Annotated in this window: 22 protein-coding genes; 19 read left to right on the plus strand and 3 right to left on the minus strand. The window is 62.8% G+C overall.

Annotation, left to right across the window (positions count from 1 at the left end; genetic code table 11):
* The first annotated feature begins 7 nt into the window (after window positions 1-7).
* The 15 genes from paaG to KW838_RS25465 all read left to right on the plus strand — a co-directional run bounded on the left by paaG (window position 8) and on the right by KW838_RS25465 (window position 16,863).
* Entirely contained in the window at window positions 8-799 is a 792-nt protein-coding gene (paaG, locus tag KW838_RS25395) for a 2-(1,2-epoxy-1,2-dihydrophenyl)acetyl-CoA isomerase PaaG (protein WP_007972022.1), read from the plus strand.
* Between the two features lie 3 nt (window positions 800-802).
* Window positions 803-2,320: a 3-hydroxyacyl-CoA dehydrogenase PaaH gene (gene paaH / locus KW838_RS25400; protein ID WP_102702676.1), complete on the plus strand. Its 1,518-nt coding sequence runs from the start codon at window positions 803-805 to the stop codon at window positions 2,318-2,320.
* Complete coding sequence (paaI, locus tag KW838_RS25405; protein WP_102702677.1) at window positions 2,313-2,762, plus strand: hydroxyphenylacetyl-CoA thioesterase PaaI; 450 nt, start codon at window positions 2,313-2,315, stop codon at window positions 2,760-2,762. Before paaH ends, paaI begins: the two co-directional genes overlap by 8 nt.
* Complete coding sequence (gene pcaF / locus KW838_RS25410) at window positions 2,755-3,966, plus strand: 3-oxoadipyl-CoA thiolase (protein ID WP_102702678.1); 1,212 nt, start codon at window positions 2,755-2,757, stop codon at window positions 3,964-3,966. Before paaI ends, pcaF begins: the two co-directional genes overlap by 8 nt.
* Window positions 3,967-4,065: 99 nt before the next feature.
* The gene (gene paaK, locus KW838_RS25415) at window positions 4,066-5,391 is read left to right on the plus strand and encodes a phenylacetate--CoA ligase PaaK (RefSeq protein ID WP_218503894.1); all 1,326 of its coding nucleotides are present in this window, start codon (window positions 4,066-4,068) and stop codon (window positions 5,389-5,391) included.
* Between the two features lie 1,222 nt (window positions 5,392-6,613).
* Window positions 6,614-7,603: a 1,2-phenylacetyl-CoA epoxidase subunit PaaA gene (paaA, locus tag KW838_RS25420; RefSeq protein WP_218503895.1), complete on the plus strand. Its 990-nt coding sequence runs from the start codon at window positions 6,614-6,616 to the stop codon at window positions 7,601-7,603.
* Window positions 7,604-7,742: 139 nt separating this feature from the next.
* Window positions 7,743-8,024, plus strand: a complete 282-nt coding sequence (gene paaB / locus KW838_RS25425; protein ID WP_007943393.1) for a 1,2-phenylacetyl-CoA epoxidase subunit PaaB — start codon at window positions 7,743-7,745, stop codon at window positions 8,022-8,024.
* An 8-nt stretch (window positions 8,025-8,032) separates the two neighbouring features.
* Window positions 8,033-8,794, plus strand: a complete 762-nt coding sequence (paaC, locus tag KW838_RS25430) for a 1,2-phenylacetyl-CoA epoxidase subunit PaaC (RefSeq protein ID WP_218503896.1) — start codon at window positions 8,033-8,035, stop codon at window positions 8,792-8,794.
* Window positions 8,781-9,314: a 1,2-phenylacetyl-CoA epoxidase subunit PaaD gene (paaD, locus tag KW838_RS25435; RefSeq protein ID WP_218503897.1), complete on the plus strand. Its 534-nt coding sequence runs from the start codon at window positions 8,781-8,783 to the stop codon at window positions 9,312-9,314. Before paaC ends, paaD begins: the two co-directional genes overlap by 14 nt.
* A gap of 34 nt (window positions 9,315-9,348) precedes the next feature.
* The gene (gene paaE, locus KW838_RS25440; RefSeq protein WP_218503898.1) at window positions 9,349-10,425 is read left to right on the plus strand and encodes a 1,2-phenylacetyl-CoA epoxidase subunit PaaE; all 1,077 of its coding nucleotides are present in this window, start codon (window positions 9,349-9,351) and stop codon (window positions 10,423-10,425) included.
* Between the two features lie 177 nt (window positions 10,426-10,602).
* A complete protein-coding gene (locus KW838_RS25445) occupies window positions 10,603-10,911 on the plus strand; it encodes a DUF485 domain-containing protein (RefSeq protein WP_007978006.1) in 309 nt (102 codons plus the stop codon).
* The gene (locus KW838_RS25450) at window positions 10,908-12,554 is read left to right on the plus strand and encodes a cation acetate symporter (RefSeq protein WP_102699242.1); all 1,647 of its coding nucleotides are present in this window, start codon (window positions 10,908-10,910) and stop codon (window positions 12,552-12,554) included. Before KW838_RS25445 ends, KW838_RS25450 begins: the two co-directional genes overlap by 4 nt.
* Window positions 12,555-12,576: 22 nt before the next feature.
* Complete coding sequence (locus KW838_RS25455) at window positions 12,577-13,830, plus strand: OprD family porin (protein WP_218503899.1); 1,254 nt, start codon at window positions 12,577-12,579, stop codon at window positions 13,828-13,830.
* Window positions 13,831-13,888: 58 nt separating this feature from the next.
* Window positions 13,889-15,946, plus strand: coding sequence for a phenylacetic acid degradation bifunctional protein PaaZ (gene paaZ / locus KW838_RS25460; RefSeq protein WP_218503900.1), 2,058 nt, complete (start codon window positions 13,889-13,891; stop codon window positions 15,944-15,946).
* Window positions 15,947-16,551: 605 nt separating this feature from the next.
* Window positions 16,552-16,863, plus strand: coding sequence for a DUF6124 family protein (locus KW838_RS25465; RefSeq protein WP_218503901.1), 312 nt, complete (start codon window positions 16,552-16,554; stop codon window positions 16,861-16,863).
* Between the two features lie 207 nt (window positions 16,864-17,070).
* On the opposite strand, the gene KW838_RS25470 is transcribed toward KW838_RS25465, so the two are convergent.
* The 3 genes from KW838_RS25470 to KW838_RS25480 are packed head-to-tail and all read right to left on the minus strand — an operon-like array spanning window position 17,071 to window position 20,540.
* A complete protein-coding gene (locus KW838_RS25470) occupies window positions 17,071-17,979 on the minus strand; it encodes a LuxR C-terminal-related transcriptional regulator (protein WP_218503902.1) in 909 nt (302 codons plus the stop codon).
* Window positions 17,976-19,394 carry an aminotransferase gene (locus KW838_RS25475; protein WP_218503903.1) on the minus strand — a complete coding sequence of 473 codons (1,419 nt, stop codon included), beginning with the start codon at window positions 19,392-19,394 and terminating at the stop codon, window positions 17,976-17,978. The genes KW838_RS25470 and KW838_RS25475 overlap by 4 nt, the downstream gene beginning before the upstream one ends.
* 39 nt (window positions 19,395-19,433) lie before the next feature.
* Window positions 19,434-20,540 (minus strand): polyamine ABC transporter substrate-binding protein, encoded by a 1,107-nt coding sequence (locus KW838_RS25480; RefSeq protein WP_218503904.1) that lies wholly within the window; start codon window positions 20,538-20,540, stop codon window positions 19,434-19,436.
* Window positions 20,541-20,754: 214 nt separating this feature from the next.
* Between KW838_RS25480 and KW838_RS25485 the strand changes: the two genes are divergently transcribed.
* The 4 genes from KW838_RS25485 to KW838_RS25500 all read left to right on the plus strand — a co-directional run bounded on the left by KW838_RS25485 (window position 20,755) and on the right by KW838_RS25500 (window position 25,645).
* Window positions 20,755-21,537, plus strand: a complete 783-nt coding sequence (locus tag KW838_RS25485) for an enoyl-CoA hydratase-related protein (protein WP_218503905.1) — start codon at window positions 20,755-20,757, stop codon at window positions 21,535-21,537.
* Window positions 21,534-22,715, plus strand: a complete 1,182-nt coding sequence (locus KW838_RS25490; RefSeq protein ID WP_218503906.1) for an acetyl-CoA C-acyltransferase family protein — start codon at window positions 21,534-21,536, stop codon at window positions 22,713-22,715. The genes KW838_RS25485 and KW838_RS25490 overlap by 4 nt, the downstream gene beginning before the upstream one ends.
* A 219-nt stretch (window positions 22,716-22,934) precedes the next feature.
* Window positions 22,935-24,056: an HlyD family secretion protein gene (locus tag KW838_RS25495; RefSeq protein WP_218503907.1), complete on the plus strand. Its 1,122-nt coding sequence runs from the start codon at window positions 22,935-22,937 to the stop codon at window positions 24,054-24,056.
* Window positions 24,053-25,645: a DHA2 family efflux MFS transporter permease subunit gene (locus tag KW838_RS25500; protein ID WP_007977989.1), complete on the plus strand. Its 1,593-nt coding sequence runs from the start codon at window positions 24,053-24,055 to the stop codon at window positions 25,643-25,645. The genes KW838_RS25495 and KW838_RS25500 overlap by 4 nt, the downstream gene beginning before the upstream one ends.
* The last annotated feature ends 5 nt before the right edge of the window (window positions 25,646-25,650 follow it).

Raw genomic sequence — 25,650 nt, forward strand, 5'->3', positions numbered from 1 at the left:
CCAGACCATGAACTTCGAACACATCCTGTTTTCCATCGACGCCGGCGTCGCCCTGCTCAGCCTCAACCGGCCAGACCAGCTCAACAGCTTCAACACCCAGATGCATGGCGAAGTGAAGGAAGCGCTCAAACAAGTGCGGCAGAACCCGGACGTGCGCGTTTTACTGCTGACCGGTGAAGGTCGCGGCTTCTGCGCCGGGCAGGACCTGAGCGACCGCAATGTCGCGCCGGGCAGCGCCGTGCCGGACCTGGGCGAATCCATCGAGAAGTTCTACAACCCGCTGATCCGCCAGTTGCGCGACCTGCCGCTGCCGGTGATCTGTGCGGTCAACGGCGTCGCCGCCGGCGCCGGCGCCAACATCCCGCTGGCCTGCGACCTGGTGCTGGCGGCGCGTTCGGCCAGTTTCATCCAGGCGTTCTGCAAGATCGGCCTGATTCCCGATTCCGGTGGCACCTGGACCTTGCCACGCCTGGTCGGCATGGCCCGAGCCAAAGCCCTGGCCTTGCTTGGCAATCGCCTGAGCGCCGAACAGGCCGAGCAATGGGGCCTGATCTACCAGTGCGTGGACGACGCCGACCTGCGCGACGAAGCGCTGAAACTGGCCCGCCACCTCGCCACTCAACCCACCTACGGCCTGGCGCTGATCAAACGCAGCCTCAACGCCAGCCTGAGCAACAGCTTCGACGAACAGTTGGAACTGGAGCGCGACCTGCAACGCCTGGCCGGGCGCAGCGAGGATTATCGCGAAGGCGTCGGCGCCTTCATGGAAAAACGCACCCCAAGCTTCAAGGGACGCTGAGTCATGACCGCATTGAACACCTCTGCACGCATCGCCGTGATCGGCGCCGGGGCCATGGGCGCCGGCATCGCCCAGGTCGCGGCCCAAGCCGGCCATCCGGTGTTGCTGCTGGACAACCGTCCCGGCGCGGCGGCGCAGGCCATCGAAGGCATCGATCGACAACTGGGCAAACGGGTCGAAAGCGGCAAGCTGTCCGCCGAGTCACGCAGCGCAACCATTGCCCGCCTGCAAGCGGTGGAAGCCATCGATGCCCTGGCCGATTGCGAGCTGATCATCGAAGCCATCGTCGAGAACCTCGAGGTCAAGCGTGCACTTTTCCGCCAGCTCGAAGGCATCTGCGGCGAACACTGCATTCTCGCCAGCAACACCTCGTCGCTGTCGATCACCAGCATCGCCGCGCAGCTTGCACATCCGGAGCGCCTGCTCGGCCTGCACTTCTTCAACCCGGCGCCGGTCATGGCGTTGGTGGAAATTGTTTCCGGCCTGGCCAGCGATCCGGCATTGGCTGAATGTCTCTACGACACCGCCAAGGCCTGGGGCAAAAAACCGGTGCATACCCGCTCCACGCCGGGCTTCATCGTCAACCGCGTGGCCCGGCCGTTCTATGCCGAAAGCCTGCGGATGCTGCAGGAAGGCGCGGCCGACTGCCCAACCCTGGATGCGTTGATGCGCGAAGCCGGCGGCTTTGCCATGGGCGCGTTCGAGCTGACCGATCTGATCGGCCACGACGTCAACTACGCCGTGACCTGCTCGGTGTTCGACGCTTATTACCAGGACACGCGCTTCCTGCCGTCGCTGATCCAGAAAGAACTGGTGGACGGCGGCCGTCTGGGACGCAAGAGCGGCCAGGGTTTCTACCGCTACGCCCAAGGCGCGGAACGCCCGCAAGCCGCTGAAATCAGCAGCGATGCGATAGTCGAGGTCTGTGCCGTGGAGGGCAACCTCGGTATAGCACAAGGCTTGCTCGCACGCTTGCGTGAACAAGGCGTCGAGATCGTCCAGCGTGATGGTCAAGGTTTGCTGCGGGTCGGTGACGCCGTGCTGGCCTTGAGCGATGGGCGCATGGCCTGTCAGCGGGCTCGTGAAGACGGGCTGCGCAACCTGATCCTGCTGGATCTGGCGTTCGATTACGGCAATGCCAAACGCATCGCCATCAGCCATGCGGCTGGCATCGATCCGCAGGCCCTCAAACAAGGCGTGGCCCTGCTGCAACGGGCCGGCCTCAAGGTCAGCCTGCTCAGCGACAGCCCGGCCCTCGCCGTCCTGCGTACCGTGGCGATGCTCGCCAACGAAGCCGCCGATGCCCTGCTGCAGGGCGTCGCGTCGGCTGCCGACATCGATCTGGCGATGCGCGCCGGGGTCAATTATCCACAGGGGCCGCTGGCCTGGGCCGATGCCATTGGCCTGTCGCACGTTCTGAACGTGCTGGAAAACCTGCAAGCCAGTTATGGCGAAGAACGCTACCGGCCGTCGCTGCTGCTGCGCCGTCGCGTCGCCGAAGGGAGAACATTCCATGACTAACCATGAAGCCATGACCCTGGCCAGTGAATGTGCACAATCGCTGTTCCAGCGCGACGCCGCCAGCCAGGCCATGGGCATGCGCCTGCTCTCGGCCGGCCCCGGTTGCGCGCGAGTGGGCATGACCGTGCGCGCCGACATGGTCCAGGGCCACGGCACCTGCCACGGCGGCTACCTGTTCGCCCTCGCCGATTCGGCGTTCGCCTTTGCCTGCAACAGCTACAACGAGGCCACCGTGGCCATCGGTTGCAGCATCGACTACATCGCCCCGGCCCGCCTGGGTGACACGCTGAACGCCGACTGCATAGAGCAGAGCCGTTCCGGGCGCACTGGCAACTACGACGTACGCATCGAAAACCAGCAGGGCCAGTTGATCGCCCTGTTCCATGGCAAATCCTACAAAGTGCGCGGCCCGGTGCTGACGCAGGAGAACCCGAATGAATGACGCCCTGATCATCGACGCCGTCCGCACCCCGATAGGCCGCTACGCCGGGGTCCTGAGCAGCGTGCGCGCCGACGACCTCGGTGCGGTGCCGCTGCGCGAACTGCTGCGCCGCCACCCGCAAGTCGACTGGAACACGGTCGACGACGTGATCTACGGCTGCGCCAACCAGGCCGGCGAAGACAACCGCAACGTTGCGCGCATGTCGGCGCTGCTGGCCGGGTTGCCGGTCAGCGTGCCCGGCACCACGCTCAATAGGCTGTGTGGCTCAGGGCTGGACGCGGTGGGCACGGCTGCCCGGGCGATTCGCAGCGGCGAAACCGGGTTGATGCTGGTCGGCGGTGTCGAATCGATGTCCCGCGCACCGCTGGTGATGGGCAAGGCCGAGCAGGCGTTTTCCCGTTCGGCGGAAATCTTCGACACTACCATCGGCTGGCGTTTCGTCAATCCGCTGATGAAAAAGGCCTATGGCATCGACTCCATGCCGGAAACCGCGGAGAACGTCGCCGAACAGTTCAACATCTCCCGGGCCGACCAGGACGCCTTCGCCCTGCGCAGCCAGCAGCGTGCAGCGACCGCCCAGGCCAACGGGCGCCTGGCGAAGGAAATCGTCGCCGTGGAAATCCCGCAGCGCAAAGGCCCGGCCAAAGTGGTCGAGCACGACGAACATCCACGGGGCGACACCACGCTCGAACAGCTTGCCAAACTGGGCACGCCGTTCCGCGAAGGCGGCAGCATCACCGCCGGCAACGCTTCCGGGGTCAACGACGGCGCCTGCGCGCTGCTGCTGGCCAGTCCGCAAGTCGCCAAGCGCCACGGCCTGACCGCCCGCGGCCGGGTCGTGGCCATGGCCACTGCCGGCGTCGAACCACGGATCATGGGCATCGGCCCGGTGCCGGCCACACGCAAGGTGCTGGAAGTGGCCAACCTGAGCCTGGCCGACATGGACGTGATCGAACTCAACGAAGCGTTTGCCGCACAGGGTCTGGCGGTGCTGCGCGAGCTTGGCCTGAGCGACACCGATCCACGGGTCAATCCCAACGGCGGCGCCATCGCCCTCGGCCACCCGTTGGGTATGAGCGGCGCGCGACTGGTGACCACCGCCCTGCATGAGCTTGAGGAACGGAACGGCCGCTACGCCCTGTGCACCATGTGCATCGGCGTCGGCCAAGGGATCGCGCTGATCATCGAGCGTCTATCCCACTAAAGAATCGCGATTCCCGAGGAGCCGAGAGGTATCCTTGGGGCATGCACTCAAAGCCCTTGTGCAAAAGGGCTGGAACACAAAAACAATTCGAGTGAACACATGAACATGCCAATTGCCCAAGCCGTGCTGAACCCTGTGCTGGACCCGCTGGAAACCGCCAGCATCGACGAGCTGCGCCAGCATCAGCTCGAGCGCCTGCGCTGGAGCCTGAACCACGCCTACAACAACGTGCCGCTGTACCGTCAGCGTTTCGATGCGCTGGGCGTGCACCCGGACGACATCAAGTCCCTCGACGACCTGGCGAAATTCCCTTTCACCACCAAGTCCGACCTGCGCGACAACTACCCCTACGGCATGTTTGCCGTGCCGATGAACGACATCGTGCGCCTGCACGCGTCCAGCGGCACCACCGGCAAACCGACCGTGGTCGGCTACACCCAGAACGACATCGACACCTGGGCCAACGTGGTGGCCCGCTCGATCCGCGCCGCCGGTGGCCGCCGTGGCGACAAGGTGCACATTTCCTATGGCTACGGCCTGTTCACCGGCGGCCTCGGCGCGCACTACGGCGCCGAACGCCTGGGTTGCACGGTGATCCCGATGTCCGGCGGCCAGACCGAAAAACAAGTGCAACTGATCAAGGATTTCCAGCCGGACATCATCATGGTCACGCCGTCGTACATGCTCAACATCGCCGACGAAATCGAGCGCCAGGGCATCGACCCGCACAAACTGGCCCTGCGCCTGGGCATCTTCGGCGCCGAGCCGTGGACCGCCGAACTGCGCAGCGCCATCGAAGCGCGCCTGGGCATCACCGCCCTGGACATCTACGGCCTGTCGGAAATCATGGGGCCGGGCGTCGCCATGGAATGCGCCGAAACCAAGGACGGCCCAACCATCTGGGAAGACCATTTCTACCCGGAAATCATCGACCCGATCACCGGCGAAGTACTGCCGGACGGCCAGATGGGCGAACTGGTGTTCACCTCCCTGAGCAAAGAAGCCCTGCCGATGATCCGCTACCGCACCCGCGACCTGACGCGCCTGCTGCCGGGTACGGCGCGACCGATGCGCCGCATCGACAAAATCACCGGACGCAGCGACGACATGCTGATCATCCGCGGGGTCAACGTGTTTCCGACACAGATCGAGGAACAGGTACTCAAAGTCAAACAACTCGCCGAGTGCTACGAGATCCATCTATATCGCAATGGCAACCTGGACAGCGTTGATGTGCATGTCGAGCTCAAGGCTGAGCACCAGCACCTGAGCGAAGAACAGCAGAAGGCTGTTTGCGGGGAATTGAGCAAACACATCAAGACGTATATCGGGATCAGTTCGCGGATTGTCTTGCAGCCTTTTCATTCGATCAAGCGATCCGAGGGCAAGGCTTGCCACGTGTTGGATAAACGTCCGAAAGCATGACTGCTGCACCCTTTATGGCCCCGCTTATTGCGGGGCTTTTTTTTGCCGGGGCTTTGCTGACTCTGGAGCCGAGCACAATCCCTGTGGGAGCGAGCTTGCTCGCGATGGCGGCCTGACTGCCGGCCTGTCTTTTGTTGATTGCGTACATATCCGTTTCTTCGGTAACGGCCTCCTATGGTTCCGCTCTTACAGCGGGTCACTTGGAAAAGCCTGTAGGAGCGAGCTTGCTCGCGATGGAGGTCAACGATGATGCGGGAAGCCTGGCACCCCGCGGTGCTCTCAGGTTTTTCGCGAGCAAGCTCGCTCCTACAGAGCCCGCCGCCATCGGCCATCCATGGCCGGCGGCGGCTAACCCGGCATCCATGCCGGGTTGCCCACTGCGCAGAACCTGCGCTCGGCCTCACGAGGGGGTGTACACCGCAACAGCGTCCGAGGCGGCCTACCGGCCGGCCTGGTTCTGATGCAAGCGCATTCCCCTGTAGGAGCTGTCGAGTGCAACGAGGCTGCGATCTTTTGGAGGTGATACATCCACAAAATTCCAGTCGGCTGTCGGGCCGCCTTCGCGAGCAAGCTCGCTCCCACAGGAACTGAGTACATCAGCAAGGTTTCTGCCGGTCGGTAGTCCGCCATCGCGAGCAAGCTCGCTCCCACAGAAAAGCAAAGACAGAGCGGCATACACAGACGCTCTTCACCACTCAACAGGCCGAGCGTTAGCTCGCCTGCCGCTCTTGATCTTGATCCACCCGCCCCCTCGGCAGGCTGAGCGCAGGTGTTCATCCGGGGATGGGCGCGCAGCGCCGTTCGACGCAGTCGAACTCATTGCATGTAGGTCGAAGCGAAGCCGACCGGAGGGCAATGCCCCCGGATGAATACCGGAGCGAAGGAACGCCGAGCCTAAGCGAGGGGCCGTACGTTCGGGGCGAGCGTTTTTTTGGTTACTTTTTTTAGGCGCTTGTAAAAAAAGTGACTCGCCGTAAGGGCGAAACCGCCAGCCGCCATTACCGCAGCAATGGATATGTACGCGGCCAACAAAAGACAGGTCGGCTGTCAGGCCGCCTTCGCGAGCAGGCTCGCTCCCACAGGTGCCCCCCCCAAAAAAGCACCCACCCACCAAAGCGATACAAAAAACAAATACGACACGTCATTTTGTGTTTGATATTAAATTCTGTATCGCTTATAAAGTCCCCATGCCCCAGAACAGATTCAAGGCGGGAACTCAAAAATGTACGCACAGCTCGTAGAAACAGGCGTAAAGCGCATCAAGAACCTCTCGGAAATGTCCGACCAGGAACGCGCCTTCCAGGAAAAAATCGATTCAGAAATCAAGATCGAAGCCAAGAACTGGATGCCAGATGCCTACCGCCAGACCCTGATCCGGCAGATTTCCCAGCACGCCCACTCCGAAATCGTCGGCATGCTGCCCGAAGGCAACTGGGTCACCCGCGCGCCGTCGCTCAAACGCAAACTGCAACTGATGGCCAAGATCCAGGACGAAGCCGGCCACGGCCTGTACCTGTACAGCGCCATGGAAACCCTCGGCGCCGACCGTGATGAAGAGATCGCCAAACTGCACAGCGGCAAGGCCAAGTACTCGAGCATCTTCAATTACCCGACGCTGAACTGGGCCGACATGGGCGCGGTGGGCTGGCTGGTGGATGGCGCGGCGATCGTCAACCAGGTGGTGCTGCAGCGCACCTCCTACGGCCCGTATTCCCGGGCGATGATCCGTATCTGCAAGGAAGAGAGCTTCCACCAGCGCCAGGGCTACGAAATCCTCCTGACCATGATGCGCCACGGTAACCAGGCGCAAAAAGACATGGTCCAGGACGCGATCAACCGCCTGTGGTGGCCGTCGCTGATGATGTTTGGCCCAAGCGACGAACACTCGCCGAACAGCGCCCAGTCCATGGCCTGGAAAATCAAGCGCCAGAGCAACGACGAACTGCGCCAGCGCTTCATCGACCAGACCATCCCGCAGCTGGAACTGCTGGGCTGCACCTGCCCCGACCCGGACTTGAAGTGGAACGCCGAGCGCGGCCACTACGATTTCGGCGAAATCCAGTGGAACGAATTCTACGAGGTGCTCAAGGGCAACGGCCCGTGCAACCAGGAACGCGTCGCCGCCCGCCGCAAGGCGATCGAAGACGGCGCCTGGGTTCGCGAAGCCGCCGTCGCCCACGCCCGCAAAAAACAAAACAAGAACGCCGCCTAAGACAACCGTCCCCCCTGTAGGAGCGAGCCCGCTCGCGATGGTCGTCAACGTTAACGCTGGTTGCCTGACACCCCGCGGTGCTCGCGGGTACATCGCGAGCAAGCTCGCTCCTACAGAGCCTCAATGTGGAGTAACTGAAATGTCCGAGTGGACCCTCTTCGAAGTCTTCGTGCGCAGCAAGCACGGCCTGAACCACAAGCACGTCGGCAGCGTGCATGCCGCCGACACCACCATGGCCATCGAAAACGCGCGCGAGCTCTACACCCGTCGCAGCGAAGGCGTGAGCCTGTGGGTGGTGCCTTCGGCATTGATCACCGCTTCGTCGCCGGATGAAAAAGACCCGCTGTTCGATCCGTCGGACGACAAGGTCTACCGCCACGCCAGCTTCTATGAGCTGCCGGCCGAAGTCGGGCACATGTGAGGTCGACCATGGACAACAAGACTGATCTGATCGAATACCTGCTGCGCCTCGGCGACAGCGCCCTGATCCAGGGCCAACGCCTGTGCCAGTGGTGCGGCAAGGCACCGGCACTGGAAGAAGAGCTGGCACTGATGAACGTCGGCCTCGACCTGGTGGGCCAGGCGCGCAACTGGCTGGAGTACGCCGCCGAACTGCTGAACGACGGCCGCGACGCCGATCACCTGGCGTTCCGTCGCGACGAGCGCGCTTACCGCAATCTGCTGCTGGTGGAACAACCCAACGGCGACTTCGCGGTGACCATGCTCAAGCAGTTCCTCTACGACGCCTGGCACTTGCCGGTGTTGCAGGGCCTGAGCCAGTCCAGCGACGAACGCGTCGCCGGGATCGCCGCCAAGGCGGCAAAGGAAGTGACCTATCACCTGCGCCGCTCCGGCGAGTGGATCGAGCGTATGGGTGACGGCACCGAGGAAAGCCACCGGCGCATGCTCGCGGCGATTCCCGAGGTCTGGCGCTTCACCGTCGAACTGATCGCCGCCGACGACAGCGAGCAGCGCCTGTGCGACGCCGGCATCACCCCGGACATCGCCAGCGTGGCCGCCCAGTGGCAAGCCAAGGTCGAGCAGATCTTCGCCAGCGCCACCCTGCCCGTGCCCGCTGCGCCGAGCTATTTCTACCTGAATGCCCGCAAGGGCCTGCACAGCGAACACCTGGGCATCCTGCTGGCCGAAATGCAGTGCCTGCCACGAGCGTACCCCGATGCAACCTGGTGAGCTGATCGCCAGCGACCTCGGCGCCCGGCCGGCGGGGCCGACCGACCTGGCCGCCGCCTGGGCGATTCTGGCTGAGGTCATGGACCCGGAAGTGCCGGTGGTCAGCGTGGTTGACCTGGGCATCGTCCGCGACCTGGACTGGCAGGCCGGCCACCTTCACGTGGTGGTCACGCCGACCTACTCCGGTTGCCCGGCCACCGAAGTGATCGAGAGCGACATCCGTGACGCCCTGGAACTCGCCGGGTTCAAGGCGCCGCAACTGGAGCGCAAGTTGACCCCGGCCTGGACCACCGACTGGATCAGCGCCAGCGGCCGTGAACGCCTGCACGCCTACGGCATCGCACCGCCCGAGGGCAGCACCAGCAAGCGCAGCCTGCTCGGCGAAAGCCCGCAGGTTGTGTGCCCGCAATGCGGCAGCGCCCACACCGAGGTCCTCAGCGAGTTCGGCTCCACTGCCTGCAAGGCGCTGTACCGCTGCGTCGATTGCCGGGAACCGTTCGACTATTTCAAGTGCATCTGAGCGGCGAATCGGCCGTCCCAGCTGGAGAACAACAATGAGCAAATTTCACAGCCTGACCATCAAGGACGTGCGCGCCGAGACCCGTGACGCGGTGTCCATCGCCTTCGAGATTCCGCAGCACCTGCAAGACAGCTTCCACTTCACCCAGGGCCAGCACCTGGTGATGCGCACCCAACTGGACGGCGAAGAAGTACGCCGCTCCTATTCGATCTGCACCGGGGTCAACGACGGTGAACTGCGTATCGCGGTCAAGCGTGTGGCCGGTGGACGCTTTTCGGCGTTTGCCAACGAACAGCTCAAGGCCGGGCACACCCTGGAAGTGATGCCGCCTGCCGGGCATTTCTGCGTCGAGCTCGACCCGGCTCGCCACGGCAACTACCTGGCCGTGGCCGCGGGTAGCGGGATCACGCCGATCCTGTCGATCATCAAGACCACCCTGGAAACCGAACCCCACAGCCGCGTCACCCTGCTGTACGGCAACCGCTCCAGCTCCGGCGCGCTGTTCCGTGAGCAACTGGAAGACCTGAAGAACCGCTACCTGCAACGCCTGAACCTTATCTTCGTGTTCAGCCGCGAGCAGCAGGACGTCGACCTGTACAACGGCCGGATCAACGCCGAGAAGTGCGAGCAGTTGTTCACCCGCTGGCTCGACGTCAAGGCGCTCGATGCGGCGTTTATCTGCGGCCCGCAGGAAATGACCGAGACCGTGCGCGACAGCCTCAAGGCCAAGGGCATGCCAGCCGAACGCATCCATTTCGAACTGTTCGCCGCCGCCGGCAGCGAGCAAAAACGCGCCGCCCGCGAAGCCGCCCGCCAGGTCGATGCGGCGGTCAGCCAGATCACCGTGATCAGCGACGGCCGCGCCCTGGCCTTCGACTTGCCACGCAACAGCCAGAGCATCCTCGACGCCGGTAACGAGCAAGGTGCGGAACTGCCCTACTCGTGCAAGGCCGGCGTGTGCTCGACCTGCAAGTGCAAGGTCATCGAAGGCGAAGTGGAAATGGACAGCAACCACGCCCTGGAAGACTACGAAGTGGCCGCCGGCTACGTGCTGTCGTGCCAGGCGTTCCCGATCAGCGACAAGGTGGTGCTGGATTTCGATCAGCTTTGATCGGCCCGCACCGCCCCCCTGTAGGAGCGAGCTTGCTCGCGATGGTCGTAAACGATGACGCGGGTTGCCTGATACCCCGCGGCGATCTCAGGTTCATCGCGAGCAGGCTCGCTCCTACAGAGGTCGCGCCGTACTTGCTTCACCACCCAAAACAAAAACAACAAAGGAGCGCGCGTCATGACACCCCAGGAAATAGAACTCATCCGCCAGCACCCGGATTTCATCCAGCTGGTTCGTCGCAAACAGAAGCTGTACTGGTCACTGAGCCTGGCCATGCTGGTGATCTATTACGGCTTCGTGCTGCTGGTGGCTTTCTCCCCTTCTACCCTCGGCCAATCCCTGAGCGGCGGCGTGACCACCGTGGGCATGCTGGTGGGTGTCGTGATCGTCGGGCTGGCCTTCGCGCTGACCGGTTTCTATGTCTATCGCGCCAACAATGTGATCGATCCTTTGAATGAAAAACTCAAGCAGGAGTGCGCCCGATGAGCCGCCTTCTCGCCTTGTTCCTGCTGCCGCTGGCGGTGGTCACTGATTTGGCAGTGGCCGCCGACGGCGTCTCCCGCCCACTGAACTGGAACGCCATCGGCATGTTCCTGGTGTTCGTCCTGTTTACCCTCGGTGTGACGCGCTGGGCGGCACTTCGCACCCGCTCCGCCGCCGACTTCTACACCGCCGGTGGCGGCATGACCGGCTTCCAGAACGGCCTGGCGATTGCCGGCGACATGATCTCGGCCGCCTCGTTCCTCGGCATCTCCGCAATGATGTTCCTCAATGGCTACGACGGACTGCTCTACGCATTGGGCGTGCTGGCCGGCTGGCCGATCATCCTGTTCCTGATTGCCGAACGCCTGCGTAACCTCGGCAAGTACACCTTTGCCGACGTGGTGTCCTATCGCCTGGAACAGACCCCGGTGCGCCTGACCTCGGCCTTCGGCACCCTGACCGTGGCGCTGATGTACCTGGTGGCGCAGATGGTCGGCGCCGGCAAGCTGATCGAGTTGCTGTTCGGTATCGACTACCTCTATGCGGTGATGCTGGTCGGCGTGCTGATGGTGTTCTACGTGACCTTCGGCGGCATGCTCGCCACCACCTGGGTGCAGATCATCAAGGCGGTGATGCTGTTGTTCGGCACCAGCTTCATGGCGTTCATGGTGCTCAAGCACTTCGGCTTCAGCACCGAGGCGATGTTTGCCGGCGCCACCGCCGTGCATGCCAAGGGCAACGCGATCATGGCCCCCGGCGGCTTGCTGTCCAACCCGGTCGATGCGATTTCCTTAGGGCTTGGCATGATGTTCGGCACCGCCGGCCTGCCGCATATCCTGATGCGCTTCTTCACCGTCAGCGATGCCAAGGAAGCGCGTAAAAGCGTGTTCTACGCCACCGGTTTCATCGGCTACTTCTACTTGCTGCTGATCATCGTCGGCTTCGGCGCCATCGTCATGGTCGGCACCGATCCGGCGTTCCGTGACGCCAGTGGCGCGATAATCGGCGGCGGCAACATGATCGCCGTGCACCTGGCCCAGGCAGTAGGCGGCAACCTGTTCCTCGGTTTCATCTCGGCGGTCGCCTTCGCCACCATTCTGGCGGTGGTTGCCGGGCTGGCACTGTCCGGCGCCTCGGCGGTGTCCCATGACCTGTATGCCTGCGTGATGCGCAAGGGCCAGGCCACTGAACAGCAGGAAATGCGCGTATCGCGAATCGCCACCCTGTGCATCGGTGTGCTGGCGATCATCCTCGGCCTGCTGTTCGAGTCGCAGAACATTGCCTTCCTCTCGGGCCTGGTGCTGGCCATCGCCGCATCGGTGAATTTCCCGGTGCTGTTCCTCTCGATGTACTGGAAAGGCCTGACCACCCGCGGCGCCGTCCTCGGCAGCCTGTCCGGCCTGGTCTCGGCGATTGTCCTGCTGGTGCTGAGCCCGGCGGTGTGGGTCAACGTGATGCATCACGACAAGGCGCTGTTCCCGTACTCCAACCCGGCGCTGTTTTCCATGAGCCTGGCGTTCTTCAGTGCATGGCTGTTTTCCGTCACCGACACCTCGCCCCGTGCAGCCCTTGAGCGCGGTCGTTATCTGGCGCAGTTCATCCGTTCGATGACCGGCATCGGTGCCACCGGCGCCAGCAAACACTGAATATTGGCAGGGAATAAAAATAATGAAGCCCGCACGTAACGCACCTCGTGAATCGCTGTTTTCGCTGGCCGTCGCATTAAGCCTGCCCATGTTCGCCCCCAGCGCCATGGCCGACTTCATCGGCGACAGCAAGGCCCGCATTGATATGCGCAACCACTACATCAACCGCGACTTCCGTCAGCACAACGCGCCGCAATCCAAGGCCGAGGAATGGGCCCAGGGTTTCACGGCGCGTGTCGAATCCGGATTCACCGACGGCACCTTCGGTTTCGGCCTCGACGCATTGGGGGAGCTGGGGCTCAAGCTCGACTCCAGCCCGGATCGCCGTGGCACCGGGCTGCTGCCGTTTGGCCCGCAGAGCCATGAGCCCGACGACGAGTACAGCGAACTGGGCCTGACCGGCAAATTGAAAGTATCCAAAAGCGTGTTGAAACTCGGCACCCTGCAACCCTTGTTGCCCGTGGCCACTTACAACGACACACGCCTGCTGGGTTCGACCTTTGAAGGTGGCTTGCTCACCAGCCAGGAAATCGACGGCGTGACGGTGAATGCCGGACGCCTGACCAAGGCCAACCTGCGGGACTCCTCCAGCAACGATGACATCGGCTACGGCGCCGCCACCAGCGATCATTTCGACTTCGGCGGCGGCAGCTACGCGTTCAGTCCGCAACTGAACCTGAGCTACTACTACGGCAAGCTCGACCAGATCTATCGCCAGCAATTCGCCGGACTGCTGCATACGCAAGCGCTGGGCAGCGGCTTCAGCCTGCGCAGCGATGTGCGCTACTTCGACAGCCGGGGCGACGGTGCCGAACGCGCCGGGCGCATCGACAACCGCAACTTCAACAGCATGTTCACGGTGTCCCACGGTGCCCACAAGGTCAGTGCCGCCTACCAGCAACTGTCCGGCGACAGCGCCTTTCCGTTCCTCAACGGCGGTGACCCCTATGTGGTCAACCTGGTGACGTTCAACACCTTTACCCGCGCCGAGGAGGATTCCTGGCAGCTGCGTTACGACTATGACTTCGCGGCGCAAGGCATTCCCGGCCTGACCTTCATGACCCGCTACACCGACGGCCGCCACGTCAAGGCAGGTAGCGTCGACAACGGTCGCGAATGGGAGCGTGACACCGATATCAGCTACGTCATCCAGAGCGGTGTGCTCAAGAACGTCAGCCTGCGCTGGCGCAACGTGACCTTCCGTTCCGGCAATGGCTTGACGACCGACCTCGATGAGAACCGCTTGATCGTCGGCTACACCCTGGCGCTTTGGTAATTCCGAAAGGGCGCGGTCGCGGCCGCGCCACAACCCTTCATCACCTGGAGCAATCGTGATGCCCTCTTCACCTGCAACTCTGCAAAGCTTCATCGCCGGCCGCTGGATCGGCCAACACGGCGCACAAATCCTGCGCAGCGCCATCGACGGCCATGAAATCGCCCGTACCCATGAAGAACGCCCGGACTTCGCCGAAGCCATCGAGCACGGCCGTCGCCAGGGCATCAGCGGCTTGATGGCGCTGGACTTCCAGCAGCGCGCCCAGCGTCTCAAGGCCCTGGCCCTGTACCTGAGCGAGCGCAAGGAACAGCTCTACGCGATCTCCCACCACAGCGGCGCGACCCGTGCCGACAGCTGGATCGACATCGAGGGCGGCAACAGCACGCTGTTCACCTACGCCAGCCTCGGTTCGCGGGAACTGCCGTCGGGCAACGTCGTCCACGAAGGCCCGGCGCTGCAACTGAGCAAAATGGGCACCTTCGCCGGTACCCACATCCTCGTGCCGCGCGGTGGCGTGGCCGTGCACATCAATGCCTTCAACTTCCCGATCTGGGGCATGCTGGAGAAGTTCGCGCCGAGCTTCCTCGCCGGCATGCCGTGCATCGTCAAACCGGCCAGCGCCACCAGCTACCTGACCGAAGCCGTGGTGCGCCTGATGGATGAGTCCGGCCTGCTTCCGGCGGGCAGCCTGCAACTGATCATCGGCGGCACCGGCGACCTGCTCGACCGCCTGCAGGGCCAGGACGTGGTGACCTTCACCGGTTCCGCCGACACGGCGGCCAAGCTGCGGGTCAATCCGAACCTGATCCGCAACTCGGTGCCGTTCACCGCCGAAGCCGACTCGCTGAACTGCGCGATCCTCGCCCCGGACGTAACCCCGGACGACGAAGAGTTCGAGCTGTTCATCAAGGAAGTCGCCCGGGAAATGACCACCAAGGCCGGGCAGAAATGCACCGCCATCCGCCGCGCCATCGTGCCGGCCAAACACATAGACGCGGTCGCCACGCGCCTGCGTGATCGCCTGGCCAAAGTGGTGGTCGGCGACCCGTCGGTGGAAGGCGTGCGCATGGGCGCACTGGCTTCCCACGATCAGCAGAAAGACGTGGCCGAGCGCCTGGAAGCCCTGTTGCAGAGCAGCGACATGCTGTTCGGCGCCCGCGACGGTTTCGAACCGCGTGGTGAACATGTCGACAAAGGCGCGTTCTTCGCCCCGACCCTGTTGCAGGCCCGTGACCCGCATGCCGAGGGCGGTGCCCATGACATCGAAGCGTTCGGCCCGGTCAGCACCCTGATGGCCTACGACGATCTCGACGAAGCCCTGGCCCTGGCCGCGCGCGGCAAAGGCAGCCTGGTGGCCAGCCTGGTGACCAAGGATCCGCAGATCGCTGCCAAGGCGATTCCGGTGGCGGCAGCCTTACACGGGCGCCTGCTGGTGCTGGATCGCCACTGCGCCGGCGAATCCACCGGTCACGGCTCGCCACTGCCACAACTCAAGCACGGCGGCCCGGGCCGCGCCGGCGGCGGTGAAGAACTCGGCGGCCTGCGCGCGGTGAAACACTACCTGCAACGTGCGGCGGTGCAAGGTTCGCCAACCATGCTGGCGGCGGTCACCGGCGAATACGTGCGCGGCGCCAAGGTCATCGAAACCGACGTGCATCCGTTCCGTCGCCATTTCCAGGACCTGCAGATCGGCGAGTCGCTGCTGACTCACCGCCGCACCGTCACCGAAGCGGACCTGGTGAACTTCGGCTGCCTGTCGGGCGACCACTTCTACATGCACTTCGACGACATCGCGGCCAAGGAATCGCAATTCGGCAAGCGCATCGCCCACGGTTACTTCGTACTGTCGGCGGCGGCCGGGTTGTTCGTATCCCCCGGCGTCGGCCCGGTGCTGGCCAACTACGGCCTGGACACCCTGCGCTTCATCAACCCGGTGGGCATCGGCGACACCATCCAGGCGCGCCTGACCTGCAAACGCAAGATCGACCAGGGCAAAAAGAGCCCGCAGGGGGTACCGCAAGGGGTGGTGGCGTGGGATGTGGAGGTGACCAACCAGTTGGGTGAACTGGTGGCCAGTTATGACATTTTGACCCTGGTGGTCAAACGCGAAGAGTAAGGGTCAAGCGCAAAAGATCGCAGCCTTCGGCAGCTCCTACAGGGATCGGGTACATCCGGGTGTACGCCACCCCTGTAGGAGCTGCCGCAGGCTGCGATCTTTTGACTTTTGATGCGTGTCTCCCTGACGTACCACCGGTTTCCTCACTTCACCTCTCGATGGTTGATGAGATCAATTTGGGCATGATTGCGGCTGCGGCAAATGCCAGATGACGAGGGGTTTGCGTGCCTTTATTCGCGGCGTTTTTATGGGCAAGTTACTGCTTGTTTAAAAGGCTGCGAGGTTACTTCACGAAAGCTACAACGCCTTGCGTCGTTGCCTACAGTTACCCCAGAATCCGCCGGCTTGTGCGCCTTGGGGCCGCTCGGTAACTTGATTCGCGTCACTGATTGTCAGTGATCGGGTTTAGTCGCCCGGGCAAGGTTAAAGCGGTCGCATGAGTATCATCAGTCAGGTATCAGCCTGCGCTCGATGGTGGCTGTGCGCTTGGCGTCTTCGGACGCGCCGGTTTTTGCTTTCCTTGCCGGTCGACTAACTTGCGCACAGCCGCCACCCCTACGTTTAGTCGCGAAATGGTGCGGCCCTACTATGAAAGGGAAGCATTTATGATCAAACCCACACCGAATCCGCCGAACAACTATTCGGAAACGCCTTCCGAGCGCATCCCCTCATTCGCCGACATACAGACCACTCCACGCAAACTGTGCACGATGTTTTTCGTTAACCCTGAACTCGATACCGAAAGCCTTCTGGCTCATGCCTGCGAGTCACTGGCTTCGGCCAATGTCATGACCATGGATCTGGCAGACCGGACGGAGGGATCGAGTCGCAATACGCTGCTGGGTATTGCGCAAGTCATCATGCTGGGGGAATTGGCGGTCAATCGGGCGTTGGATCGCGTCGATCCGTCTGAGTAGATGATCAAAAGATCGCAGCCTGCGGCAGCTCCCAAAGGGTTTCAGGGATGCCCATGAATTTGTAAGCCAACCTCGAACCACTGTGGGAGCGAGCTTGCTCCGGGCGGCGTTCCGACGATGGCGTCCTGACTGGCGACATTGATGTTGGCTGTACCGGCCTCATCGCGAGCAAGCTCGCTCCCACAGGTTATTGGGAAACCTGAAAAGTCAGTGCTTGCGCAACCACTCGATAAACAACGCAAACAACTCCGACTGCGACCCCACCTCCAGCTTCAGGTACAGGTTCTTGCGGTGCATGCGCACGGTTTCCGGCGAGATGTTCATCTGGCTGGCCGTGGACTTCACCGAATGCCCGCGCAATACCATGTGCGCCACTTCCCGCTCGCGTTCGGTGAGCAACTCACAACCGAAGTTCTCGAACGCCGCCTGCACGCGATGCTTGAGATCATCGCGCAGGCCTTGCTCGTCATCACGCTCGATCCCGGCACTGCGCAGCAGTCCACGCTGGCTGAATTCGCTGATGAATTCACGCACCAGGGGTTCGACGGCTCGCAGCAGGTTCAACTGTTCGTCGCTCAGGCATTCACCGCCGAAACCCTGATAGAGGCTGACGGAAATCTTCGTGTCATTGCCGGTATCGACGATGTAGTAGCTGTCTTCCGAACAGCCCGCCTTCAGGTAATAGGATTTGTAGTAGTCACTGTCGAAGAAGTTGTCCGGGGCGATTTCCTCCAGGTGATAGAACCCTTGCGCCAACCCCTGCTCCACCGCCAGGCAGAAGGGGTCGAGCAAATACCCCCCGGAAAAATAGCGTTCAAGAATCGAGACCTGATACTCCTGGGCAATCCCGCGCTGATGCAGCAGCTGTGGTGCGCGGTCCTTGCGCTCCAGGCTGATCATCATCGACTCCACGGACACCAGCTGCGCCAACGCCGACGCCAGGTACCGCAGGGCGTCAGGCTCATCGACATGGGCGAATGCCTCGCGCATTCCCCCATGCCATTTGTGCAGCGCCCCGAAGGGCATCGCGATCAGCGTATCGTCGTCTGGTTTGCTCATGCCCCGCAGTCTAGCGGGTGCGCAGGCCCTTGGTAAAAGCCTGTTTAGCGAGTTCATTGGCCGCCATACTGACCGCTGGCCTGAAGCTCAGCGGCCACTTCGACAATGCAATCGCGCAAGGTCTCGACGATTTCATCGACCTGGGCAAACGTCAGGATCAGCGGTGGCGACATCACGTTGAGGTGCATGATCGGCCGCACCAGCAAACCCCGGGCTTGCGCCCGCACGTGGATCTTCTCGCCGATGTTGATCTCGTCGGGGAACAGCGCCTTGGTGCGTTTATCGGCGACGAACTCCACGCAGGCCATGAGTTTCTGGCAGCGCACATCCCCCACCAGCGGCAAGTCCCGCAGGGTTGCCAGGCGCTCTTCCAGATAAGCGCCCACCGTGTCGACATGGGCCAGCAGGTTTTCCCGCTCGATGATTTCGATGTTCTTCAGCGCCGCCGTGCAGCACACCGGGTGACCGCTGTAGGTGAAGCCGTGGGTGAAGCAGCGGCCCTTGCCCGGCTCGGCGATGACTTTCCAGATACGCTCGGAAAAGATGCACGCGCCCAGCGGCAGGTAGGCCGAGGTCAGGCCCTTGGCGGTGGTGATGATGTCGGGCTGCACGTCGAATACATCCCAGGAAGCGAAGAACTTGCCGAGGCGCCCGAACGAGGTCACCACTTCGTCGGCGACGAACAGGATGTCGTAGCGCTGGCAGACGTCCCACATGCGCTTGAGGTAGCCCCGGGGCGGAATGATCACCCCGCCCGAGCCCATGATCGGTTCGGCAAAGAAAGCGGCGACCTTGTCCGTGCCGATGGCCAGGATCTTGTCTTCGAACTCCTTGACCAGGAACTCGAGGAACTGCGCCTCGTCCATGCCGTCGGGCGCGCGGTACGGGTTGGGGTTGGAGACGTGGTGGATCAGCGGGTTGGCGTAATCGAACTCCGGCACCCGGTCGGCGGCCTTGTTGCCGATCGACATGGTCAGGGTGGTGGAGCCGTGATAGGCGTTGAACCGGGCGATGACGTGCTTCTTTTCCGGCTTGCCGCGGCAGTTCTGGTAGTACTGGATCAGCCGGTACGCGGTGTCCACGGCGGTGGAGCCGCCGGTGGTCAGGAACACATGGTCGAGGTCGCCGGGGGCCAGGCTGGCGAGTTTTTCGCACAGCTGGATGGCGACGTTGTTCGACATGTCGGAAAACGGATTCGAATAGGCCAGCTGGCGCACCTGGTCGGCGATGGCCTCGGCCATTTCCTCGCGGCCCAGGCCGATGTTGGTGCACCACATGCCGCCCACCGCATCGAGAAAGCGGTTGCCCTGGGTGTCGTAGATGTAGGCGCCATCGCCGGCAACGATGTTCAACGAGCCTTGTTCGGCGTGTTCGTCGAACATGTGGTAGCCGTGCATGTGATGGGCCTTGTCGGCCTTGACCAGCCGGGACTCGTCCGCTGGGGAGAAAACGCTGCGTGTTGGCGTCGCCATAAATGAACCTCTAACCGAAATGACTAACGATCGAACAAATCAGATGCCGCTTTTCACGGTGCTCCAGACCCGGGTAATCGCCCGCATGTCCTTGGCGTCCTGGGTCTTCTGCGGGAACAGGCGCTTGCGGGTCTGTGCATCGGGGTAGATCGCCGGGTTGTCGCGCACTGCGGCGTTCAACAGGGGCGTGGCCGCCGCGTTACTGTTGGCGTAATTGATGTAGTCACTCACATCCGCCATCACCTGCGGCTGCATCAGGTATTCCAGGAATTTGTGCGCATTGGCGACGTGCGTCGCATCGGCCGGGATGTACAGGTTGTCGAACCAGATCAGCGAGCCTTCCTTGGGAATGAAGTACGCCAGGTTGATCTGCTTCTTGGCCTCTGCGGCGCGGGCCATGGCCGTGGCGTAGTCGCCGGACCAGGTCATGGCCATGCACACATCGCCGTTGGGCAGGCTGGTCAGGTAATTGACCGAGTCGAATTTGCGCACGTAAGGCCGCACGGACAGCAGCAGGTCCTGGGCGGCTTTCAGGTCCTCCGGGGCCGCGCTTGTGGGGTCGCGTCCCAGGTACGTCAAGGCCATGGGGATGACTTCGGTCGGCGCATCGAGCAGGGTCACGCCACAGTCGGCGAAGCGCGAGACGATCTTCGGATCGAAGATCATCGCCAGCGAACCGATCGGCGCGTCCGGCATGCGCTCCTTGATCTTGTCGACGTTGTAGGTCACACCGTTGCTGCCCCAGGTGTAGGGCGCCGAGTACTGGGTGCCGGGGTCATAGCCTTGCAGATCCTCGAGAATTTGCGGGTCGAGGTTGGTCCAGCCCGGCAGCTGTTTTTTGTCCAGCGGCTGGAACACCTTGGCCTTGATCAGGGGTGGCGCGAGCGAGGCGTTCAACACGATCAGGTCATAACCGGAATGGCCGGTGAGCAACTTGGCCTGCACCGTTTCATAGGAGTCGAAGGTGTCGTAGACCACCTTGATACCGGTGGCCTTTTCGAAATCGGCGATGGTTTTTTCACCGATGTAATCCGCCCAGTTGTACAGCCGCAGCGTATTGCTCTCGTCCCCTTGTGCGGCGTAGGCATGAAAGGTCAGCGGTACAACAAACAGACTGGAAATCACCTTAAGCAGTGTCTTGCCCATAGCAAATGCACCTTATAGCGAGTTCGGCTCTGGATGAGCGGATGCCTCCACTATTGGTCGATTGGCCGGACGGAACCATACCCCGAATGGGTGTGTGTCGTTTTTGGCACACCGGCATGGCAAAAAGCGGCAGCGCAGTTGACCCGTTTTGCCATAGATCGGGATTTGTCCGGCGCTTAAAGTGGCAGCCTGAACCGACCCTGCGGAGCCTGCGATGACAGATTTGATCAAACACGAGCAACGCGACGGCGTGTTGACGCTGACCATCGACCGCCCGGACAAGCTCAACGCGCTGAACAACGCCATGTACACGCAACTGGCCGAGCTGTTGCTGGCCGCCGACGAAGACCCGCAGACCGGCGTGATCATCCTCACCGGCGGCCCGGCCTGCTTCACCAGTGGCAATGACCTGGTGGATTTCCTCCAGCATCCGCCCACTCATCTGGACGCCCCGGCGTTTCGCCTGATGAAAGTCGTCACGCACCTGCAAAAGCCGCTGATCGCGGCAGTCTGCGGGGCGGCCATCGGCATTGGTACTACGTTGCTGCTGCATTGCGATCAGGTGCTGGTCACCCGCAACGCCAAGCTGCGCATGCCGTTCGTCAACATCGGCCTGTGCCCGGAATTCGGTGCCAGCCTGTTGCTCCCACGCCTACTCGGTCACGCCCGCGCCGCCAGCCTGCTCCTGCTGGGCAACGGTCTGGACGGCAACGACGCGGTGAACTGGGGCATTGCCAACGAAGCCTTCGATGACGGCGAGCAATGCCTGGTTGCGGCCAGAAAAATCGCCCAGCGCTTTTTGGCCCTGCCCCAGGAGGCCTTGCGCCAGTCCCGGCAGTTGATGAAGCAGGCGACGTTGCCGGAACTGGAAGCCACCCTGCGCGAAGAAAACACGCTGTTCATCCAGCGCCTGAATACCGACGAGGCGAAAAACGCCTTGAACGCCCTGCTCAATCGCAGTACAGACAAGAATCCACCGAAAGGAAACCAGCCATGAACACTCCGGAAATCTACGTCGTCAGCGCCGCCCGTACCGCCATCGGTACGTTCGGCGGTTCGCTCAAGGACGTGCCCCTGGCCGACCTCGCGACCACGGCCGTGAAAGCCGCCCTGGAACGAGCCGCCGTGGACCCGGCGCTCGTTGGCCATCTGGTGATGGGCAACGTGATCCCGACCGATACCCGCGACGCCTACATCTCCCGCGTCGCGGCGATCAACGCCGGCATCCCGAAGGAAACCCCGGCCTACAACGTCAACCGCCTGTGCGGTTCGGGCCTGCAAGCGATCATCAACGCTGCCCAGACCCTGATGCTCGGCGATGCCGACATCGTCGTCGGCGCCGGTGCCGAATCCATGAGCCGTGGCCCGTACCTGATGCCAGCCGCCCGTTGGGGTTCGCGCATGGGCAACGCCCAGGTCATCGACTACATGCTCGGCATCCTGCATGACCCCTTCCATGGCATCCACATGGGCATCACCGCCGAAAACGTCGCCGCGCGCAACGGCATCACCCGCGAAATGCAGGACGCCCTGGCCCTGGAAGACCAGAATCGCGCGGCCCACGCGATTGCCAACGGCTACTTCAGCGAGCAGATCGCGACCGTGGAAATCCAGGATCGCAAAGGCGTCAAACTGTTCAACGTCGACGAACACCCGCGCGCCACGTCCCTGGAACAACTGGCAGCCATGAAGCCGGCGTTCAAGAAGGACGGTTCGGTCACCGCCGGCAACGCCTCGGGCCTCAACGACGGTGCCGCCGCGCTGGTCATGGCCAGCGGCAACGCGGTCCAGGCCAACAACCTGAAGCCACTGGCCCGCCTGGTCAGCTACGCCCACGCCGGCGTCGAACCGGAATTCATGGGCCTGGGCCCGATCCCGGCCACCCGCCTGGCGCTCAAGCGCGCCGGCCTGACCGTCGCCGACCTGGACGTGATCGAAGCCAACATCGCCTTCGCCGCCCAGGCCTGCGCCGTCAGCCAGGAACTGGACCTCGACCCGGCCAAGGTCAACCCGAACGGTTCGGGCATCGCCCTGGGCCACCCGGTGGGCGCGACCGGCGCGATCATCGCCACCAAGGCCATCCACGAACTGCACCGCACCGGCGGCCGTTACGCGCTGGTGACCATGTGCATCGGCGGCGGCCAGGGGATTGCGGCGATTTTTGAACGCGTCTAAGCAATAGCCGCAAAAAAGGCCGGTGATCGCGCAGATCACCGGCCTTTTTCATTCCGGTAAACCAGTAGCGCTCCCACAGTGGTTCTCTAGCGCACACAGAATCTCATTCTCTCGGAACAACCCACCTGACGACCGGCAGCAAAAACCATTTGCCACAAAATATTACATACGTCATATTACAGGCATCATAATTAAACACCGCCTGACAGGTATCCCTCCATGACCAGCATGTCCACCGTTGAACCCGACCTGGACGCCCCGGTGCAACCGGTAAAACGTCCCCTGCTCAAGCGTCTGCTTCTGCCAACAATGGGCATCGCAGCGTTGGTGTTGGCCGGGGTGTATGGCACGCATTGGTGGACGGCCGGGCGTTTCATCGAAGAAACCGACGATGCCTACATCGGCGGTGATGTCACGGTGATCGGGCCAAAGGTGGCGGGTTATATCGACGAAGTGCTGGTGACCGACAACCAGAAGGTCAAGGCCGGCGATGTGCTGATCCGTCTCGATTCGCGCGACTACCGCGCCAACCTGGCCAAGGCCGAAGGCGCAGTGGCCGCCCAGGAAGCCTTGCTGGCCAACCTCGACGCCACCGAACAACTGCAACAGGCCGTCATCGGCCAGGCCCGCGCCGGCATCGACGCCGCCGGTGCCGAAGCCACCCGTTCGCGGGATGACGATGCCCGCTACAAAAAACTGGTGTCCACCAACGCCGTCTCGGTGGAAAGCGCCCAGCGGGCCAATGCCACGTTCAAGACGGCCCAGGCGCAAAGCAACCGCGCCCAGGCGGAACTGCTGGCCGCTCAGCGCCAGTTGAATGTCATCGACACCCAGAAACAACAGGCCCGGGCCGCCTTGATCCAGGCCAGGGCCGAGCGCGATCTGGCGCAATTGAATGTCGGCTACACCGAACTGAAGGCACCGGTCGACGGCGTGATCGGCAACCGTCGGGCACGGGTCGGCGCTTATGCCCAGGCCGGCTCGCAATTGCTCTCGGTGGTACCGGCCAGCGGCCTGTGGGTCGACGCCAACTTCAAGGAAGACCAACTGGCGCACATGGTGCCGGGGCAACGGGTGGTGATCCGTGCCGACGTGCTGTCGGGGCAGGAATTCCACGGTCACCTGGACAGCCTCGCCCCCGCCAGCGGTTCGCAATTCAGCGTATTGCCACCGGAAAACGCCACCGGCAATTTCACCAAGATCGTGCAGCGGGTACCGGTGCGGATTCACCTCGACCCGGCCGACAGTGTGCTCGGCCACCTGCGCCCGGGGTTGTCGGTCACCGCTGAAGTGGATACGCGCAAGGCGCCTGAAGCGCCAGCTGTGGCCAGCGCGCCATGAGCCGCGCCCTCGCCGCCCCGGCACAACCGTTCAATGCCGCGGACATGGCGACGGCCACCAAGGTCTTCGCCTTTGCCAGCATGTGCATCGGCATGTTCATTGCGCTGCTGGATATCCAGATTGTCTCGGCCTCGTTGCGTGACATCGGCGGCGGACTCTCCGCCGGCACCGACGAAACCGCGTGGGTGCAAACCAGTTACCTGATCGCCGAAATCATCGTGATTCCGCTGTCGGGCTGGTTGTCCCGGGTGTTTTCCACGCGCTGGCTGTTCTGCGCATCGGCAGTGGGCTTTACCCTGACCAGCCTGCTGTGCGGCGTGGCCTGGAACATCCAGAGCATGATCGCCTTCCGCGCCCTGCAAGGCTTTCTCGGCGGTTCGATGATCCCGATGGTGTTCACCACGGCCTTCGTGTTCTTCACCGGCAAGCAACGGGTGATCGCCGCCGCGACCATAGGCGCAGTGGCGTCACTGGCGCCGACACTGGGGCCGGTGATCGGTGGCTGGATCACCGACATCTCGTCCTGGCACTGGCTGTTCTACATCAACCTGGTCCCCGGCATCTTTGTCGCCGTGGCCGTGCCGATGCTGGTGAAAATCGACCAGCCTGAACTGTCGCTGCTCAAAGGCGCGGATTACTTGAGCATGGTGTTTCTGGCGCTGTTCCTCGGCTGCCTGGAATACACCCTCGAAGAAGGCCCGCGCTGGAACTGGTTCAGCGATCGTACGATCCTGACCACCGCGTGGATCAGCGGCCTGGCCGGGCTGGCGTTCATCGGCCGGACCCTGCACGTGGCCAATCCGATTGTCGATCTGCGCGCCCTGAAGGATCGCAATTTTGCCCTTGGCTGCTTCTTCTCGTTCGTCACCGGCATCGGCCTGTTCGCCACCATTTACCTGACGCCGCTGTTCCTCGGCCGAGTGCGTGGCTACGGTGCGCTGGACATTGGTCTCGCGGTTTTCTCCACCGGGGTGTTCCAGATCATGGCGATTCCGCTATACGCCTTTCTGGCCAACCGCGTCGACCTGCGCTGGATCATGATGACCGGCCTCGGGCTGTTCGCGTTATCGATGTGGGATTTCAGCCCGATCACCCATGACTGGGGAGCCAGGGAATTGATGTTGCCGCAAGCCTTGCGCGGGATTGCCCAGCAACTGGCGGTGCCGCCCGCGGTAACGCTGACCCTCGGCGGCCTGGCACCGGCACGGCTCAAACATGCCTCGGGGCTGTTCAACCTGATGCGTAACCTGGGCGGGGCCATCGGCATCGCGGCGTGTGCGACCATTCTCAACGACCGCACCAACCTGCATTTCACCCGGCTGGCGGAGAACCTCAACAGCACCAACGAGGCCCTCAACCAATGGCTGTCCCAGGTCGGCAACAACTTCGCCGCCCTGGGCCAGAGCGGTGACGCCGGGGTCACCGCCAGCCTGCATCAACTCTGGTTGTTGACCTACCGCGAAGCCCAGACACAAACCTATGGCGACGCGTTTCTGATGATCGGGGTGTGCTTCGTCATCGCCACGGCGATGGTGCCCTTGATGCGCAAGGTGCAACCACCGGCCGCGCCGTCAGCAGACGCTCATTGAGGGAG

Origin of the sequence: Pseudomonas sp. PDM27 (genome assembly GCF_019219205.1) — a bacterium.
In the GTDB taxonomy this organism is placed as follows: Bacteria; Pseudomonadota; Gammaproteobacteria; order Pseudomonadales; family Pseudomonadaceae; genus Aquipseudomonas; species Aquipseudomonas laurylsulfatiphila.

Bases quoted from the DNA above. Each gene is read 5' to 3' on its own strand.
- paaG (WP_007972022.1), top strand. From the start codon at position 8: ATGAACTTCGAACACATCCTGTTTTCCATCGACGCCGGCGTCGCCCTG.
- paaH (WP_102702676.1), top strand. From the start codon at position 803: ATGACCGCATTGAACACCTCTGCACGCATCGCCGTGATCGGCGCCGGG.
- paaI (WP_102702677.1), top strand. From the start codon at position 2,313: ATGACTAACCATGAAGCCATGACCCTGGCCAGTGAATGTGCACAATCG.
- pcaF (WP_102702678.1), top strand. From the start codon at position 2,755: ATGAATGACGCCCTGATCATCGACGCCGTCCGCACCCCGATAGGCCGC.
- paaK (WP_218503894.1), top strand. From the start codon at position 4,066: ATGAACATGCCAATTGCCCAAGCCGTGCTGAACCCTGTGCTGGACCCG.
- paaA (WP_218503895.1), top strand. From the start codon at position 6,614: ATGTACGCACAGCTCGTAGAAACAGGCGTAAAGCGCATCAAGAACCTC.
- paaB (WP_007943393.1), top strand. From the start codon at position 7,743: ATGTCCGAGTGGACCCTCTTCGAAGTCTTCGTGCGCAGCAAGCACGGC.
- paaC (WP_218503896.1), top strand. From the start codon at position 8,033: ATGGACAACAAGACTGATCTGATCGAATACCTGCTGCGCCTCGGCGAC.
- paaD (WP_218503897.1), top strand. From the start codon at position 8,781: ATGCAACCTGGTGAGCTGATCGCCAGCGACCTCGGCGCCCGGCCGGCG.
- paaE (WP_218503898.1), top strand. From the start codon at position 9,349: ATGAGCAAATTTCACAGCCTGACCATCAAGGACGTGCGCGCCGAGACC.
- KW838_RS25445 (WP_007978006.1), top strand. From the start codon at position 10,603: ATGACACCCCAGGAAATAGAACTCATCCGCCAGCACCCGGATTTCATC.
- KW838_RS25450 (WP_102699242.1), top strand. From the start codon at position 10,908: ATGAGCCGCCTTCTCGCCTTGTTCCTGCTGCCGCTGGCGGTGGTCACT.
- KW838_RS25455 (WP_218503899.1), top strand. From the start codon at position 12,577: ATGAAGCCCGCACGTAACGCACCTCGTGAATCGCTGTTTTCGCTGGCC.
- paaZ (WP_218503900.1), top strand. From the start codon at position 13,889: ATGCCCTCTTCACCTGCAACTCTGCAAAGCTTCATCGCCGGCCGCTGG.
- KW838_RS25465 (WP_218503901.1), top strand. From the start codon at position 16,552: ATGATCAAACCCACACCGAATCCGCCGAACAACTATTCGGAAACGCCT.
- KW838_RS25470 (WP_218503902.1), bottom strand. From the start codon at position 17,979: ATGAACTCGCTAAACAGGCTTTTACCAAGGGCCTGCGCACCCGCTAGA.
- KW838_RS25475 (WP_218503903.1), bottom strand. From the start codon at position 19,394: ATGGCGACGCCAACACGCAGCGTTTTCTCCCCAGCGGACGAGTCCCGG.
- KW838_RS25480 (WP_218503904.1), bottom strand. From the start codon at position 20,540: ATGGGCAAGACACTGCTTAAGGTGATTTCCAGTCTGTTTGTTGTACCG.
- KW838_RS25485 (WP_218503905.1), top strand. From the start codon at position 20,755: ATGACAGATTTGATCAAACACGAGCAACGCGACGGCGTGTTGACGCTG.
- KW838_RS25490 (WP_218503906.1), top strand. From the start codon at position 21,534: ATGAACACTCCGGAAATCTACGTCGTCAGCGCCGCCCGTACCGCCATC.
- KW838_RS25495 (WP_218503907.1), top strand. From the start codon at position 22,935: ATGACCAGCATGTCCACCGTTGAACCCGACCTGGACGCCCCGGTGCAA.
- KW838_RS25500 (WP_007977989.1), top strand. From the start codon at position 24,053: ATGAGCCGCGCCCTCGCCGCCCCGGCACAACCGTTCAATGCCGCGGAC.